The following is a 15,353-nucleotide window of genomic DNA, read 5'->3' on the forward strand; positions in this document are numbered from 1 at the left end:
CCGACCCAGACAGGAGAATTGTGGCTGCCAAACCACGTGTGCACGAGATCGCCGCTGAACTCGGCGTCGACAGCAAGTTCGCGCTCGCGAAGCTCAAGGAGCTCGGCGAGTTCGTGAAGAGCCCGTCTTCGACGGTGGAGCCCCCCGTGGCGCGCAAGCTGCGCGCTGCGATCGAGGCCGACCCCAACGCGAAGCCGGCTGAGAAGACCGAGGCGAAGCCGGCGGCCAAGTCCGCCACCGCATCGTCCAAGGCGCCGACCCCCGGTCCCAAGCCGGGGCCCGCCAAGAAGGCCGCACCGGTCGAGGCCGCAGCGGAGGCGCCCGCGTCCGCCGAGCCCGCTGCTCCGGCAGCGACGTCCGACGCACCCACGCCCGGCCCCGCCAAGTCCGCGGCTCCGAAGCCCGGCGGCAGCGCTCCCGCGGCGAGCGACAGCGCCCCCAAGCCCGGCGGCGCGCCGAAGCCCGGTGCCCCGCGCCCCGGCAACAACCCGTTCTCGTCCGCTCAGGGCATGGGGCAGCGTCCCGCCGGTCCCCGCCCGGGCAACAACCCGTTCGCCTCCCAGCAGGGCATGGGCCAGCGTCCCACGCCGGGCAACATCCCGCGTCCGCAGGCGCCGCGTCCGGGTTCCCCCCGTGTCGGCGCTCCGCGTCCGGGTCGTCCCGGCGGTCCCGGCGCACGCGGCGGTCAGGGCGGTCGTCCCGGCGCACCGTTCCAGCAGCGTCCCGGTGCTCCCGGCCGTCCCGGCGGTGCCGGTGCCGGTGCGGGCGGCGGTTTCCAGCGCCCGGGCGGCGGCTTCGCCGGCCGTCCCGGTGGCGGCGGCCGCGGTCGTGGCCCCGGTGGCGGCACCGCGGGTGCCTTCGGCAAGGGCGGCGGCAAGAGCAAGCAGCGCAAGTCGCGTCGGGCGAAGCGCCAAGAGTTCGAGATGCGGTCGGCGCCGGTCGTCGGCGGCGTCAACGTCTCGAAGGGCAACGGCGAGACCATCCGTCTGCGCCGCGGTGCGTCCATCGCGGACTTCGCCGACAAGCTCGAAGCCCTGAACGGATACACCGTTCAGCCCGGCACCCTGGTCACCATCCTCTTCAACCTGGGCGAGATGGCCACGGCCACCGAGTCGCTGGACGAGGCCACCTTCGAGGTGCTCGGCGAGGAGCTGGGCTACAAGATCCAGATGGTGTCGCCCGAGGACGAGGACAAGGAGCTCCTCGAGGGCTTCGGTCTCGACCTGGAAGGCGAGCTCGACGCCGAGAGCGGCGAGGATCTCGAGATCCGGCCGCCGGTGGTCACCGTCATGGGTCACGTCGATCACGGTAAGACCCGTCTGCTCGACGCGATCCGCCAGTCGAACGTCATCGAGGGTGAGGCCGGTGGCATCACCCAGCACATCGGTGCGTACCAGATCTGGACCGAGCACGACGGCATCGACCGTGCGGTGACCTTCATCGACACCCCGGGTCACGAGGCGTTCACCGCCATGCGTGCCCGTGGTGCCCAGGTCACCGACATCGCGATCCTCGTGGTCGCCGCCGACGACGGCATCATGCCGCAGACGGTCGAGGCGCTGAACCACGCGCAGGCCGCCGGCGTGCCGATCGTGGTCGCGGTCAACAAGGTCGACAAGCCCGAGGCCAACCCGGCCAAGGTGCGCCAGCAGCTCACCGAGTACGGGCTGGTTGCCGAGGAGTACGGCGGCGATGTCATGTTCGTCGACGTCTCGGCACGCCAGGGCACCGGCATCCAGGAGCTGATCGATGCTGTTCTGCTGACGGCCGACGCGGGTCTGGACCTCACGGCCAACCCGAACAAGGCCGCCCGTGGCGTGGCCATCGAGGCGAAGCTCGACAAGGGCCGCGGTTCGGTCGCCACCGTGCTGATCCAGTCCGGAACGCTGCGCATCGGAGACGCGATCGTCGCCGGCACCGCCTACGGTCGCGTGCGTGCCATGCTCGACGAGAACGGCGAGGCGGTCGAGTCCGCCGCACCGTCGCGTCCGGTGCAGGTGCAGGGGCTGAACTCGGTGCCGCGCGCCGGCGACGTCTTCATCGTCACCGAGGAAGACCGGATGGCGCGTCAGATCGCGGAGAAGCGTGAAGCCGTGCAGCGCAACGCCCTGCTGGCCAAGGCCCGCAAGCGCATCTCGCTCGAGGACTTCACCCGCGCTCTCGAAGAGGGCAAGGTCGAGACGCTCAACCTCATCATCAAGGGCGACGTGTCCGGTGCCGTCGAGGCGCTGGAGGAGTCGCTGCTCAAGATCGAGGTCGACGACTCGGTGCAGCTGCGCATCATCCACCGCGGTGTCGGTGCGGTCACGGAGTCGGATGTGAACCTGGCGACGATCGACAACGCGATCATCGTGGGCTTCAACGTCCGCCCCGACCCGAAGGCCCGCGAGGCCGCCGCCCGCGAGGGCGTCGACGTGCGGTTCTACTCGGTCATCTACTCTGCGATCGACGAGATCGAGAGCTCGCTCAAGGGCATGCTCAAGCCGGAGTACGAAGAGGTCAAGTCGGGTGTCGCCGAGATCCGCGAGGTGTTCCGCTCCTCGAAGTTCGGCAACATCGCCGGTGTCATCGTCCGTTCGGGAACGATCACGCGCAACGCCAAGGCGCGCGTCATCCGCGACGGCGTCGTCATCGCCGATGGCCTGGCCATCGAGTCGCTGCGCCGCTTCAAGGACGACGTCACCGAGGTCCGCACGGATTTCGAGGCGGGTATCGGCCTGGGCAAGTACAACGACATCCAGATCGGCGACGAGATCGAGACGACCGAGCTCGTCGAGAAGCCTCGCGGCTGATCGAGTCCACACGAGGTGAGGGGCGCCGCAAGGCGCCCCTCATTCGTCCTCAGAGGGAATGGGAACATGGCTGGAGAACGACAGGCACGACTCGCGGACCGCATCCGCGTCATCCTCGCCGAGCGCCTCGAGAAGGGGCTGCGCGATCCGCGGCTCGGGTTCGTGACCATCACGGAGGTGCGTGTCACGGGCGACCTGCAGCACGCCTCGGTGTTCTACACCGTGCTCGGCACGGATGAGGAGCGCGCCGCCAGCGGCGCCGCGCTCACGTCGGCAACCGGACTGCTGCGCAAGGAGGTCGGTCGTCAGCTCAACGTGCGCCTCGTGCCCACGCTCGAGTTCATTCCGGATGCTCTGCCCGAGAGCGCCGGCCACATCGCCGATCTTCTGCGCGAGGCGCGCGAGCGCGACGCCGAGGTGGCGAAGCTCGCATCGTCGGCGACGCACGCCGGCGACGCCGACCCGTACCGTCGCGACGACGAGGACGAGGACTGACGCCGATCCCGCTCAGCGGGGCAGCTCCCGCTCAGCGGGGCAGCCGGAGCATTCCGTCTGCCGCCTCGACGAGTCCGTCGGCGATGAGAGAGTCGATCGCGCGGTCTCGCTGCGCGGCATCCGGCCAGTCGGCCACGACCGCCTCCGCGGCCAGTCGGTGGTCGCCGGCATCTCGCAGCGCGCGGAGCACGGCACCGCGGGCCTGACGGTCTGAGCCTTCGAAGCGCGCCTGCCGGCGACGCGTGTCGCCCGTGTCGGGCCGACCTGAGGCCAGCCACGCGCATCCGGATGCCAGGGGGCACGCCGCGCACTTCGGCGCACGCGCCGTGCAGACGACGGCGCCGAGCTCCATCATGGCGGCGTTGAAGACCGCCGATTCTGCGACGTCGTGCGGCAGCAGATCGGCCATCCGCGCGAGGTCCCGCTTCGCGGGCGCGTCGGCCTGCGACCGGCCGTCGACGGCCCTGGCGATCACGCGCCGCGTGTTCGTGTCGACGACCGGATGCCGGTCGCCGTAGTGGAAGACCGCGACGGCGCGCGCGGTGTACTCGCCGATACCGGAGAGGGCGAGCAGGGCGGGCACGTCGCGCGGCACGATGCCGTCGTGCCGATCGACGATCTCGATCGCCGCCCGGTGCAGCCACAGGGCCCGCCTCGGGTAGCCGAGATTCGCCCACTGGTGCACGACCTCCGCCGGGGTGGCGCTCGACATCGCCGACGGCGTGGGCCAGCGGCGCAGCCACGCGTCGAGGTGGGGGATGACCCGGCTCACCGGCGTCTGCTGCAGCATGAACTCGCTGACGAGAATGCCCCACGCGCCGTAATCCGCGGCGAACTCCGCGCGACGCCAGGGCAGGTCGCGCGCCGTCGCGCCGTACCAGTCGAGCAGCTCGCGGCGCCACACGGCGGCGGGCGTCGATGACGTCACGGACATCCGACCAGCCTAAGCGGGAGGCGTGCCGGGTCGACGCATCGGCGCCCCGACGTGCACGCTCTAGGCTTGAGGAATGGTCTCACCCGGCATCCTGCTCGTCGACAAGCCCGGCGGGCTGACCAGCCACGACGTCGTCGCCCGCACCAGACGCGCTCTCGGAACACGCAAGGTCGGGCACGCCGGAACCCTCGACCCGATGGCTACCGGGCTGCTCGTGATCGGCATCGAGGGGGCGACCCGGCTGCTCACCTACATCGTCGGCGCCGACAAGACCTACACCGCCACGATCCGGCTCGGGGTGCGCACCAGCACCGACGACGCCGAGGGCGAGACCGTCGAGAGAGCCGAGCCCGGTGCCGTCGACGCCGTGACCGACGCCGGCATCGCCGCAGGCGTCGCCGACCTCACCGGCGCGATCTCCCAGGTGCCGAGCTCGGTCTCGGCGATCAAGGTCGACGGGCGGCGCGCATACGACCGCGTGCGAGCGGGCGAGGAGGTCGAGCTCGCGGCTCGGCAGGTCATCGTGACGCGGTTCGACGTGCTCGACATCCGGCGCGCGGACGGCGTCATCGACGCGGATGTCGTCGTGGACTGCTCGTCGGGGACCTACATCCGGGCCCTCGCCCGGGACCTGGGCGCGGCGCTCGGGGTCGGCGGGCATCTCACAGCACTCCGGCGCACCCGCGTGGGCGGCTTCGACATCGCCGGTGCCGTCGGCATCGACGATCTCGCTGCGGCGCCGATGCTGACCCCCGCCGAGGCGGCCGAGCGCACCATGCCCGTGCTGCAGGTGACGGCGGATGAGGCGAAGGATCTGCGCCACGGCAAACGCCTGCACGGCGACGCCGGGCGGCTGGCGGCGGCGGAGGTCGCGGCGATCGACCCCGAAGGACTGCTGGTGGGTGTGGTCGAGGCCCGGGGCAAGGACATCAAGAGCGCCATGAACATGCCGGAGGTGCAGCGATGATCCTGTGGTTCACCCTGACGCAGATCGCCGTCGCATGCATCGCGGGGCTGTTCTGCATCGTCGCCGGGCTCGCGGGACGACGGCCCAGCGACTGGACCGTCGGCAGCCTGCTGCTCGTCGAGGTGCTGCTGATCGTCCAGGTGGTCATCGCGATCGTCGCGCCACTGTCCGGCAACCCGCCCACGGGAGACCTGCTCGAGTTCTGGGTCTATCTCGTCTCGGCGGTCCTGCTGCCCGTCGGCGGTGCCGCGTGGGCGCTGATCGACCGCACGCGGTGGAGCACGGTCATCCTGGGGGTCATCGGCCTGTCGCTGGCGATCATGCTGTGGCGGATGCACGCGATCTGGACGCTTCAGGTCGCGTGACGCCGACGGGCCGTGTCGCCGACGCGCGTAAGATGGACGACGCAATGTCCCACACCGTTTCGCGCGCCCGGATGACGGGCATCGGCCGAGTCCTCGTCATCGTCTACGCCGTGATGGCACTGGCGGCCACCGGCCGCAGCTTCGTCCAGGTGGTCCGCCGCTTCGACGAGGCGCCGCTGGCGTACAGCCTCTCGGTGCTCGCCGCCGCCGTGTACATCCTCGCCACGCTCGCGCTCGTGCTCGCGCACCGTCGCGGCTGGTACACCGTCGCGTGGGTCGCGATCGTCTTCGAGCTGACCGGGGTGATCGTGGTCGGCGCGCTCAGCCTTCTCGCTCCCGCGCTCTTCGGTCACGACAGCGTCTGGTCGTATTTCGGCATGGGCTACATCTTCATCCCGCTCGTGCTGCCCGTGTTCGGCCTGTGGTGGCTGCGCACCCACCGCCCGGTGGGTGAGGCGGCATGATCGTCTTCCGCGATCCGGCTGAGGTGCCGGCCGACTTCGGCCGGTCTGTCGTCGCGATCGGCAAGTTCGACGGCGTGCACGTCGGCCACCGAGCGGTGATCGAGCGGATGCGTGCGGATGCCCGCGCGATCGGCGCGCGCACCGTCGCCGTCACCTTCGATCGCAACCCCCTCGAGGTGCTCCGCCCCGAGCTGTGCCCCGAGAACGTCGTCGCCACCGAGCGCAAGATCGAACTCCTCGGCCAGCTCGACCTGGACGCCACCTTGGTGCTCACGTTCGACCGCTCGCTGGCATCCCTGCCCGCCGACGACTTCGTGCGCGACATCCTCGTCGACTCGCTGCACGCGGCGGTGATCCTCGTCGGCCGGGACTTCCGCTTCGGTCGGGGAGGCGCGGGCGACGCCTCCCTGCTGCAGAGGCTCGGACCGCAGCACGACTTCACGGTGGATGTCATCGACGACGTCACACCCGAGGGCGGCGGCCGCCGGGTGTCGTCGACCTGGGTACGCGAGCTGCTCGCCGCCGGTGATGTCGCTCAGGCGGCAACCGTGCTGGGCCGGCCGGTCACGGTGAGCGGCGAGGTCGTTCACGGTCTCAAGCGGGGGCGTGAACTGGGATTCCCCACCGCTAACCTGTCGGAGACGATCGACGCACTCGCGCCCGCCGACGGGGTGTACGCCGGCTGGCTGCACGATCACGTGACGGGCATCCGGCATCCCGCGGCGATCTCGGTGGGCACCAACCCGACATTCGACGACGTCGAGCGCCGCCAGGTCGAAGCGCACGTGCTCGATGAGACCGGACTCGATCTGTACGGCCATCGCGTGACGGTCGAGTTCACCGATCACCTGCGCGGCATGGTGGCCTTCGAGGGGATGGACGCCCTGATCGCGCAGATGGCGGACGACGTGTCGGTCGCGCGCGAGCGACTGCTCGGCCTCCGCTGACCCGCCGTGCGAAGGCATCCGTCGGACCGCTCGGTGCGGCAGCCGCGGGCCGAGTACCATCGGGTCATGTCCGCTCGAATGCGTCTCGCGATCGTCAGCAGCGCGATCATCGCCGTCGCGCTGACCGCCTGCGCGCCCGGCACGCCGGAGCCCACGGCGAGCAGCACCCCGACAGCCAGCCGTGGCCCCGCGAGCACGAGCACACCGTCGGCGCCTCCTTCGAGCACGACAGCACCCTCCGACGACTCGATCGAGCTGCCCGCAGCATGCGACGACGTCTTCAGCCCGTCGATGCGCGATCGCCTCACTGCGGCGCGCCTGCCGGCGAACGACCCGACCCTGACCATGCCCTCCACCGACCTGACCGTCGCGGTGCAGATGATCGACGATCTTCCGCACCTGCGCTGCACCTGGGGCGTCGCGTCGGAGGTGGGCATCGCGACGACGGTCGCCCTCGTCGACGCAGAGCAGTCGAAGGTCCTGCGCGATGCGTATCGCGCCGAGGGATCGGACTGCCAGGTCGTCGACGGCGACCCGCAGCAGACGCGCTGCCTCATCGAGGAGAGGTTCGAAGGCGAGATGCCCGGCGCGATAGGCGAGATCCACGTCTTCCGGGCCAACGCCTGGCTGTCGACGAAGTGGATCAACGTCGACATGGCGGGGTACGCCGACGACATGGTCGCGCAGCTCTGGGGATGACCTGGGGTATGGCGTAGACTGTCGTCGAGGGTTCTGGAATCGGCGTTTCTGACCAGGTCCGCACCCACCCCTCGCACTCCGCATTCTCGCGGTCGCCTCATCGGAGCCGCTCACGGAGAGCATCGTCCGGCCCCGCCGGATGACCGGTACTCACGCTCAGGAGGAGCATGCCGAGCACGGCGACCGCCGCCCCGCGGCGAAAGAAGACGTCCCGTCGAGACGAGGAGGCGCCGCTGATCCCGATCCTCGCGCGCAAGGTGCGCGAGATCGAGGCGAAGGCGCAGCGAGCCAAACTGGGCCCCACCAACCGGGTGAAGTTCCAGGTGATCGCCTTCCTGGTGCGCGAAGAGCGCGCCAGGGTGAAAGCCGACGGTGAGCTGACCGACGCCGCCCGGGTCGAGCTGCTCAAGCGGCTCGACGGCGTGGCCACGATCCTCGCCAAGACGGCGGCGCGCGACACATCGCTGATCCAGCTGCTCGAGGCGGATCAGGCCACGTCGCCCGTCGCGAAGCGCATGCGTCGTGACTGGCTGCTCGAGTCGGGCGCCGAGCTCGCCCCCGAGGAGCTCGTGATCACCGACATCGCACCGATCGTGCAGACCCCGGTGGTTCCGGCCGCTCTCGCCGAGAAGCAGGTCACCCCGCCGTCGGTCGAGTCGCGCCTGCTGGCGTCGCCGTTCCTCGCTCCCGACCTGACCCCGCGGCCCGCCGCGGTGCCCCGCCGCCGGCTCGACGGGTGGGAGCTGATGGGTCCGCTGTACAAGGCGTTCGAGTCGGGTGCCGGCGGGGGAGCGGCCACGATGGAGCTGCCGCCGACCCCCGAATACGACCACATATCGCCCAAGGGGCGCGAGGTCATGGTGCACCAGTCCCGCTTCGTCGAGGCGGTGCGCTCGGGGCACCGCAGCTTCCTGCTCGCCGACGAGCCCGGCCTCGGCAAGACCGCGCAGTCGGTGCTCGCCGCGTCGGTCGCGAACGCCTACCCTCTGCTGGTCGTCGTGCCCAACGTGGTCAAGATGAACTGGGCGCGTGAGGTCGAGCGATGGACGCCGCAGCGCCGCGCCGCCGTGATCCAGGGCGACGGCGCCGACATCGACGCCTTCGCCGACGTGTTCATCGTCAATTACGAGATCCTCGACCGGCACCTGTCGTGGCTCGGCTCGATCGGCCTGCAGGGCATGGTCGTCGACGAGGCGCACTTCATCAAGAACCTGTCGTCGCAGCGCTCGCAGAACGTGCTGGCCCTCGCGGGCCGGATCCGCGACCGCGTGCGCAACCCGCTGATGCTCGCCCTGACGGGCACCCCGCTGATCAACGACGTCGAGGACTTCGACGCGATCTGGCGCTTCCTCGGCTGGACGAACGGCGAGAAGCCCGAGCCGGAGCTGATGGAGAAGCTGGATGCCACCGGCCTGACCCCGGCCGACAAGTCGTTCTACGCCGAGGCACGCGATGCGGTCATCTCGATGGGCATCGTGCGGCGGAAGAAGAAGGACGTCGCCGCCGACCTGCCCGACAAGCTCATCGCGGATCTGCCGGTGCAGCTCGACGACGAGTTCGGTCGAGGCATCCGTGCGGCGGAGCGAGAGCTGGGTGAGCGGATGGCGGCCAAGTACCGCCGGATCGTCGAAGCGCGCTCGGCCGCTCACGGTGCGTCTGCAGGTGGTTCCGTGCGCCTGTCGGACGGGATCGATGACGACATCGTGCGTCTCGTCGCCCACAACGAACTCGAGGAGTCGAAAGCCGCCGGCGCCGGCGGCGACAACGTCTTCACCATGGTCCGCAAGATCGGCCAGGCCAAGGCCCTGCTCGCCGCCGACTATGCCGCGCAGCTGCAGCGGTCGGTCGAGAAGGTGGTGTTCTTCGCGAAGCACGTCGACGTGATGGATCAGGCCGAGGCGCACTTCGCCGCCGCCGGGATCAAGTCCGTCTCGATCCGAGGCGATCAGTCGACGCCCGCGCGCCAGCAGGCGATCGACGCGTTCAACACCGACCCCGAGGTGGGCGTGGCGGTGTGCTCGCTCACCGCAGCCGGGGTGGGCGTGAACCTGCAGGTCGCCTCGAACGTCGTGCTCGCCGAGCTGAGCTGGACCGCGGCAGAGCAGACCCAGGCGATCGATCGCGTGCACCGCATCGGTCAGGACGAGCCGGTCACCGCGTGGCGCATCATCGCCGCGCACACCCTCGACACGAAGATCGCCGAGCTGATCGATCAGAAGCAGGGTCTCGCCGCCCGGGCACTCGACGGCGAAGCCGTCGCCGACGAACCCGGCGAGTCGGTGCAGATGGCTGCGCTGATGCACCTGCTGCGCGAGGCTCTCAGCGCCCAGTGACGCGCACCTGAGCGCGGGCGTTAAGAATGTGCATTCTTGGCGTCCGTTCTCGCGTGTTCCGGTGCTGTGCGACCAAGAACCCGGTATCGCGACGACGCTACCGGCAAGATCGCTCGTTTTCGCGCGCGCGGAATGGCTATTGGCCTCGGATGGGCGCTAGGGTCGACAACGGGCAGTGTCGCCTCTTCACCCTTTCACCCCGACGCACGAAGGCGGCAGCATGAAGATCGGCATCCTGACCAGCGGCGGCGACTGCCCCGGACTCAACGCGGTCATCCGCGGGATCGTGCTCAAGGGCACCACCGCCTACGATCTCGAGTTCGTCGGCATCCGTGACGGCTGGCGAGGCGTTGTCGACGGGGACTTCTTCCCGCTCACCCGCCACGAGGTGAAGGGACTGTCGAAGGTCGGCGGCACGATCCTCGGCACGAGCCGCACCAACCCGTACGAAGGTGCGCGCGGGGGAGCCGAGAACATCGCCAAGACCCTGTACGGGCACCGGATCGACGGAATCGTGGCGATCGGCGGCGAGGGCACGCTCGCGGCTGCAGACCGTCTGGCCAAGGACGGCATCAACGTGCTCGGTGTGCCGAAGACGATCGACAACGATCTGCGTGCGACCGACTACTCGTTCGGTTTCGACACCGCGGTGAACATCGCCACCGACGCGATGGACCGGCTGCGCACCACGGGTGACTCCCATCAGCGCTGCATGGTCGCCGAGGTGATGGGCCGGCACGTGGGCTGGATCGCCCTGCACGCGGGTATGGCCGCGGGCGCGCACGTGATCTGCATCCCGGAAGTACCCATGTCGATGGACGAGATCTGCTCGCTGGTCAGCAGTGCCGCCGCACGCGGACGCGCGCCGCTGGTCGTCGTCTCCGAGGGGTTCACCCTCAAGGGCATGGACGAGGCCTACAGCGACAAGGGCCTCGATGCCTTCAACCGTCCGCGCCTGGGCGGCATCAGCGAGATCCTCGCGCCGGAGATCGAGCGGATCACCGGCATCGAGACGCGCTCCACCGTGCTGGGCCACATCCAGCGCGGCGGATCCCCGTCGGGCTTCGACCGGGTGCTCGCGACGCGACTCGGGCTGCACGCCGCCGACGCGCTGGTCGACGGCGCGTGGGGTCAGATGGTCGCGATGCGCGGCACCGAGATCGTGCGGGTGCCCTTCGCCGAGGCGCTGGGCGAGCTGAACACAGTGCCGCGCAGCCGCTACGACGAAGCGGCCGCGCTGTTCGGCTGAGCCGCAGCGTCGCCCGCGGCCGCGGGACGGTCAGTCCGCGAGGCCGAGCACGTCCAGCATCCACGCGAGCTCGAACGCGCGCTCGCGCCAGGCGTTGTAGCGCCCGCTGACGCCGCCGTGTCCGGCCGACATCTCGCACTTCATCATCACGTCCCGCGCGCCCGCGTACCGCAGAGCCGCCACCCACTTGGCCGGCTCGACGTACAGCACCCGAGTGTCGTTTAGTGACGTCATCGCCAGGATCCGCGGGTAGTCCACGCCGTCGCGGATGTTCTCGTACGGCGTGTACGACTTCATGTACGCGTACACCTCGGCATCGTGCAGGGGGTTGCCCCATTCGTCCCACTCGACCACGGTGAGCGGCAGCGAGGGGTCGAGGATCGAGGTGAGCGCGTCGACGAAGGGCACCCCGGCGAGGATGCCGGCGAACAGCTCGGGGGCGAGGTTGGCGACGGCGCCCATGAGCAGCCCGCCGGCGCTGCCACCCTCGGCGACGAGCCGCTCGGGGGCGGTCACCCCGGTGCCGATCAGGTGCTGTGCGCACGCGATGAAATCGGTGAACGTGTTGCGCTTGTGCAGCTCCTTGCCGTCTTCGTACCAGTGCCGGCCCATCTCGCCGCCGCCGCGCACGTGCGCGACGGCGAAGATCACGCCGCGGTCGAGCATCGACAGCCGCATCACCGAGAAGCCGGGATCGATCGAGTGCTCGTACGAGCCGTAGCCGTACAGGTGCAGGGCGCGCGGCTCTGCGCCCGGGTCGCCGAACGAGCGCTTCCACACCAGTGAGATCGGCACCTGAGCGCCGTCGGCTGCTGTGGCCCACACCCGCTGTTGTCCGTAGTCGGCCGGGTCGTACCCGCCGAGCACCGCCATCTGCTTGCGCAGGTGCTTCTCTCCGGTCGCGATGTCGAGGTCGAGCACCTGCGACGGCGTGATGAACGAGGTGTACGTCATCCGCAGGAACGGCGAATGCCATTCCGGGTTGCCGCTGAAGTAGGCGTCGAACAGCGGCTCGTCGAAGTCGACGTCGTCGAGCGCGCCCGTCGCGGGATCCATGATCGCCGAGCGCACCAGTCCGTCGCTGCGGTACTCGACGGTCGCGAAGTCCCGGAAGCAGTCGACGTCGATGATCCGTCGTCCCTGGCGATGCGCAAGCAGCACCTGCCGCTCACCCTGGGGGTCGGATGCCGCCACCGAGACGAGCTCGAAGTCGAGGGCGTCGTCGTTGTGCAGGATCAGCAGCCGGTCCTCGCCGTCGACCACCGCGTGATCGACGGAGTACTCCACGCCGTCCCGGCGCGGCCACACGACCTGCGGCTCGACGCCCAGCGGGTCGGAGCTCAGGTCGGCGAGGTCGATGAGCAGCTCCTCGCTGGTGATCTTCGAACCCACTCCGATCATCAGGTACCGCCGGCTGCGGGTGATGCCGGCGCCCATCCAGAAGCGCTCATCCGGCTCGCGGAACAGCTTCACGTCGGCGTCGATCGGCGTGCCGATGCGGTGCAGCCACAGCGTGTCGGGCCGCCACGCCTCGTCGCGTGTCGTGTACAGGATCGACGAGCCGTCGGGTGTGAAGAACGCCTGTCCGGTGTTCGGGATCACGTCGTCGAGCATCTCCCCGGATGCCAGGTCGCGCACGTGCACGGTGTACAGCTCCGAGCCCTCGGCATCCACCGACCAGAGCAGGCGGGTGCCGTCATCCGACGCGTCGAAAGCGCCGAGCGAGAAGAACTCGAGCCCCGCAGCCTCGACGTTGCCGTCGAGCAGCACCTCCTCGCCCGGCACCGGCACCCCGGGCTCGAGCACCGGCGGAGTCCAGTCGTCGCCGTGTACGGCGGTGCGGCAGTGGATGCCGTACTGGGCGCCCTCCTCGGTGCGGCTGTAGAACCACCAGTCGCCGCGTCGGGTCGGCACCGACAGGTCGGTCTCCTGCACCCGCGAGCGCACCTCCTCGAACAGCGTGTCGCGGAGGCCGGAGAGGTGAGCGGTTCTCGCGTCGGTGTAGGCGTTCTCCGCCTCGAGGTGCGCGATGACCTCCGGATCGTCCTTCGCGCGGAGCCACTCGTAGGCGTCGTCGAACCGGTCGCCGTGGTGGGAGCGCGTGGTGATGCGGCGGGCCGGTGCGGGTGGCTGGATGCGAGAATCGGTCACCATGCCACGCTACCCGGCGAGTTGACCGCGACCGGGCAGGGTGGGAGGATTCATGCGGGTCCTCTAACGGAGGGCAAACCCACGGTGAACTCTTCGTTCGTCACAAGCCGATCTCTCGGCCCCTCCCTGGCAGTCCCAACGAAAGAGACCGGTGGAAACCGCAGCCCTCATCGTCGTGCTGGTCATCGCGCTGGCACTTTTCTTCGACTTCACCAACGGATTCCACGACACCGCCAACGCGATGGCCACCCCCATCGCCACGGGGGCGCTCAAGCCGAAGACGGCCGTGCTTCTCGCAGCGGTGCTCAACCTCGTCGGCGCCTTCCTCTCGACCGAGGTCGCGAAGACCGTCTCCGGTGGCATCATCCGCGAAGACGCGATCAGCGCGATGGGGGCGCAGATCTTCCTGCCGCTCATCTTCGCGGGGCTCATCGGCGCGATCACCTGGAACATGCTCACGTGGCTGCTGGGCCTTCCCTCCAGCTCGTCGCACGCGCTGTTCGGCGGCCTCATCGGCGCGACACTGGTCGGCGTCGGTGCCACGGGCATCGACTTCGGGATGGTGCTGTCGAAGATCATCCTCCCGGCCCTGATCGCCCCGCTCACCGCCGGCATCATCGCATTCATCGCGACCAAGGTCGCCTACGGCGTCACGCGCCGGTACGACGGCAAGCCGGACGGCCGCTCCGGGTTCCGCTGGGGCCAGATCTTCACCTCCTCGCTGGTGGCGCTGTCGCACGGAACCAACGACGCGCAGAAGACGATGGGCGTGATCACCCTGGCCCTGATCACGATCGGGTGGCAGACCGGTGACCCGAGCAGCTCGGATTACCACAACCCCGAGTTCTGGGTCATCGTCGCCTGTGCGTTCACCATCGCCCTGGGCACCTACCTCGGCGGCTGGCGGATCATCCGCACTCTCGGCAAGGGCCTGACCGAGGTCAAGCCCGCGCAGGGCTTCGCCGCCGAGAGCTCCACCGCGGCGACGATCCTCGCCTCCAGCGCCCTCGGGTTCGCGCTCTCGACCACGCAGGTCGCCTCGGGCTCGGTCATCGGCTCCGGCCTCGGCCGACGTGGCGCCTCCGTGCGCTGGGCGACCGCCGGCCGGATCGCGATCGGCTGGCTGCTCACGCTTCCCGCGGCGGGCGGCGTGGGCGCCCTCGCCGCCCTCCTGGTGATCTGGTTCGGCAACTGGGGCGTCGCGATCGACGCCGTTCTGGCGCTGGTGATCATCGTGGGCCTGTTCCTGTACTCGCGCCGCAACGCCGTGACGCACGCGAACGCCATGAGCGATGTGGCCGAGTCCGGACACGCGGTCGACCACCCGGAGGTGCCCGCTCCCACCCGCCGCGCCAGCCGCATGGAGCTCGTGCGCGCACTCGAGCGCGCCGAGCGCAAGGCCGACGAGGCCGAGCGCGCCGCGCGCCGAGCCAAGAAGCTGAAGAAGGCCGGGGCGTCGCCGGCCGAGATCAAGGCGGCGAAGCGCGCCGCTGAGAAGGCGGCGCTGAAATTCGCCACCGCCGAGAAGGCCGCGCAGGAGTGGGAGAACGCCATCGCCAGCCGCAAGGTGCGCGCCAAGCTCGCCGAGTGGGACATCGCCGTGGACGAGCAGGAGGACGCACGATGAGCATCGACTGGGGCGCTTTCGTCAGCGTGTTCCTCGCCGCCCTGCTGGGTGCCGGGACGATCGTGCTGTTCTACGCGCTGGGTCTGCGGATGCTCGTGCGCGCCGGGCGGGTTCCGGTGGTCACCCCGGCCGAGTTCACGGATGCCATCACCGTGCTCACCGAGAAGGAGATCAGGCACGCCGCGAAGCAGGCCGCAAAGGCCGCACGCAAGAGCCCGCTGAGCGAGGGGCAGAAGACCTTGGCGTTCGTGGCCGCGATCGGCTGCTTCATCGTGTGCGGCGCTGCGGTCGTCGGCGGCATCCTGATCATCGTCGTCGGGCACTGACAGG

General features: G+C 69.9%; 13 protein-coding genes. 11 read left to right on the forward strand and 2 right to left on the reverse strand.

From position 1 onward, the window contains the following. The first annotated feature begins 20 nt into the window (after window positions 1-20). Complete coding sequence (gene infB, locus ACWIDW_RS00860; protein ID WP_454122187.1) at window positions 21-2,792, forward strand: translation initiation factor IF-2; 2,772 nt, start codon at window positions 21-23, stop codon at window positions 2,790-2,792. Between the two features lie 66 nt (window positions 2,793-2,858). Continuing rightward, window positions 2,859-3,287: a 30S ribosome-binding factor RbfA gene (rbfA, locus tag ACWIDW_RS00865; protein WP_454122189.1), complete on the forward strand. Its 429-nt coding sequence runs from the start codon at window positions 2,859-2,861 to the stop codon at window positions 3,285-3,287. A 31-nt stretch (window positions 3,288-3,318) separates the two neighbouring features. Here rbfA and ACWIDW_RS00870 read toward each other — a convergent pair whose 3' ends face one another. Continuing rightward, a complete protein-coding gene (locus ACWIDW_RS00870) occupies window positions 3,319-4,221 on the reverse strand; it encodes an A/G-specific adenine glycosylase (RefSeq protein ID WP_454122191.1) in 903 nt (300 codons plus the stop codon). A 73-nt stretch (window positions 4,222-4,294) separates the two neighbouring features. Between ACWIDW_RS00870 and truB the strand changes: the two genes are divergently transcribed. The 7 genes from truB to ACWIDW_RS00905 all read left to right on the forward strand — a co-directional run bounded on the left by truB (window position 4,295) and on the right by ACWIDW_RS00905 (window position 11,245). Further along, window positions 4,295-5,188 carry a tRNA pseudouridine(55) synthase TruB gene (truB, locus tag ACWIDW_RS00875; protein ID WP_454122193.1) on the forward strand — a complete coding sequence of 298 codons (894 nt, stop codon included), beginning with the start codon at window positions 4,295-4,297 and terminating at the stop codon, window positions 5,186-5,188. Then, window positions 5,185-5,553: a hypothetical protein gene (locus ACWIDW_RS00880; RefSeq protein WP_454122195.1), complete on the forward strand. Its 369-nt coding sequence runs from the start codon at window positions 5,185-5,187 to the stop codon at window positions 5,551-5,553. Before truB ends, ACWIDW_RS00880 begins: the two co-directional genes overlap by 4 nt. Before the next feature lie 44 nt (window positions 5,554-5,597). Next, window positions 5,598-6,017, forward strand: a complete 420-nt coding sequence (locus ACWIDW_RS00885) for a hypothetical protein (protein ID WP_454122197.1) — start codon at window positions 5,598-5,600, stop codon at window positions 6,015-6,017. Further along, a complete protein-coding gene (locus ACWIDW_RS00890; protein ID WP_454122199.1) occupies window positions 6,014-6,964 on the forward strand; it encodes a bifunctional riboflavin kinase/FAD synthetase in 951 nt (316 codons plus the stop codon). Before ACWIDW_RS00885 ends, ACWIDW_RS00890 begins: the two co-directional genes overlap by 4 nt. Window positions 6,965-7,030: 66 nt before the next feature. Beyond that, entirely contained in the window at window positions 7,031-7,663 is a 633-nt protein-coding gene (locus ACWIDW_RS00895; protein ID WP_454122201.1) for a hypothetical protein, read from the forward strand. A 167-nt stretch (window positions 7,664-7,830) separates the two neighbouring features. After that, the gene (locus ACWIDW_RS00900; protein WP_454122203.1) at window positions 7,831-9,996 is read left to right on the forward strand and encodes a DEAD/DEAH box helicase; all 2,166 of its coding nucleotides are present in this window, start codon (window positions 7,831-7,833) and stop codon (window positions 9,994-9,996) included. 220 nt (window positions 9,997-10,216) lie between these two features. Beyond that, window positions 10,217-11,245, forward strand: coding sequence for an ATP-dependent 6-phosphofructokinase (locus ACWIDW_RS00905; protein WP_452321420.1), 1,029 nt, complete (start codon window positions 10,217-10,219; stop codon window positions 11,243-11,245). 30 nt (window positions 11,246-11,275) lie between these two features. Here the strand turns inward: ACWIDW_RS00905 and ACWIDW_RS00910 are convergent, their stop codons facing one another. Beyond that, window positions 11,276-13,396 carry a S9 family peptidase gene (locus ACWIDW_RS00910; RefSeq protein WP_454122205.1) on the reverse strand — a complete coding sequence of 707 codons (2,121 nt, stop codon included), beginning with the start codon at window positions 13,394-13,396 and terminating at the stop codon, window positions 11,276-11,278. 151 nt (window positions 13,397-13,547) lie between these two features. Here ACWIDW_RS00910 and ACWIDW_RS00915 point away from each other — a divergent pair, with 151 nt between their 5' ends. Together ACWIDW_RS00915 and ACWIDW_RS00920 are read left to right on the forward strand one after the other, a co-directional pair. Then, window positions 13,548-15,023, forward strand: coding sequence for an anion permease (locus ACWIDW_RS00915; RefSeq protein WP_454122207.1), 1,476 nt, complete (start codon window positions 13,548-13,550; stop codon window positions 15,021-15,023). Further along, on the forward strand, window positions 15,020-15,349 hold the full coding sequence (locus tag ACWIDW_RS00920; RefSeq protein WP_454122209.1) for a peptidase: 330 nt from the start codon (window positions 15,020-15,022) through the stop codon (window positions 15,347-15,349). The genes ACWIDW_RS00915 and ACWIDW_RS00920 overlap by 4 nt, the downstream gene beginning before the upstream one ends. Window positions 15,350-15,353 lie beyond the last annotated feature (4 nt).

The organism is Microbacterium sp. NPDC055312, assembly GCF_053645675.1.

Coding starts and splice junctions, on each gene's coding strand:
- ACWIDW_RS00900 (WP_454122203.1), top strand. CDS start 7,831: ATGCCGAGCACGGCGACCGCCGCCCCGCGGCGAAAGAAGACGTCCCGT.
- ACWIDW_RS00895 (WP_454122201.1), top strand. CDS start 7,031: ATGTCCGCTCGAATGCGTCTCGCGATCGTCAGCAGCGCGATCATCGCC.
- rbfA (WP_454122189.1), top strand. CDS start 2,859: ATGGCTGGAGAACGACAGGCACGACTCGCGGACCGCATCCGCGTCATC.
- ACWIDW_RS00920 (WP_454122209.1), top strand. CDS start 15,020: ATGAGCATCGACTGGGGCGCTTTCGTCAGCGTGTTCCTCGCCGCCCTG.
- ACWIDW_RS00870 (WP_454122191.1), bottom strand. CDS start 4,221: ATGTCCGTGACGTCATCGACGCCCGCCGCCGTGTGGCGCCGCGAGCTG.
- ACWIDW_RS00885 (WP_454122197.1), top strand. CDS start 5,598: ATGTCCCACACCGTTTCGCGCGCCCGGATGACGGGCATCGGCCGAGTC.
- ACWIDW_RS00890 (WP_454122199.1), top strand. CDS start 6,014: ATGATCGTCTTCCGCGATCCGGCTGAGGTGCCGGCCGACTTCGGCCGG.
- ACWIDW_RS00905 (WP_452321420.1), top strand. CDS start 10,217: ATGAAGATCGGCATCCTGACCAGCGGCGGCGACTGCCCCGGACTCAAC.
- truB (WP_454122193.1), top strand. CDS start 4,295: ATGGTCTCACCCGGCATCCTGCTCGTCGACAAGCCCGGCGGGCTGACC.
- ACWIDW_RS00880 (WP_454122195.1), top strand. CDS start 5,185: ATGATCCTGTGGTTCACCCTGACGCAGATCGCCGTCGCATGCATCGCG.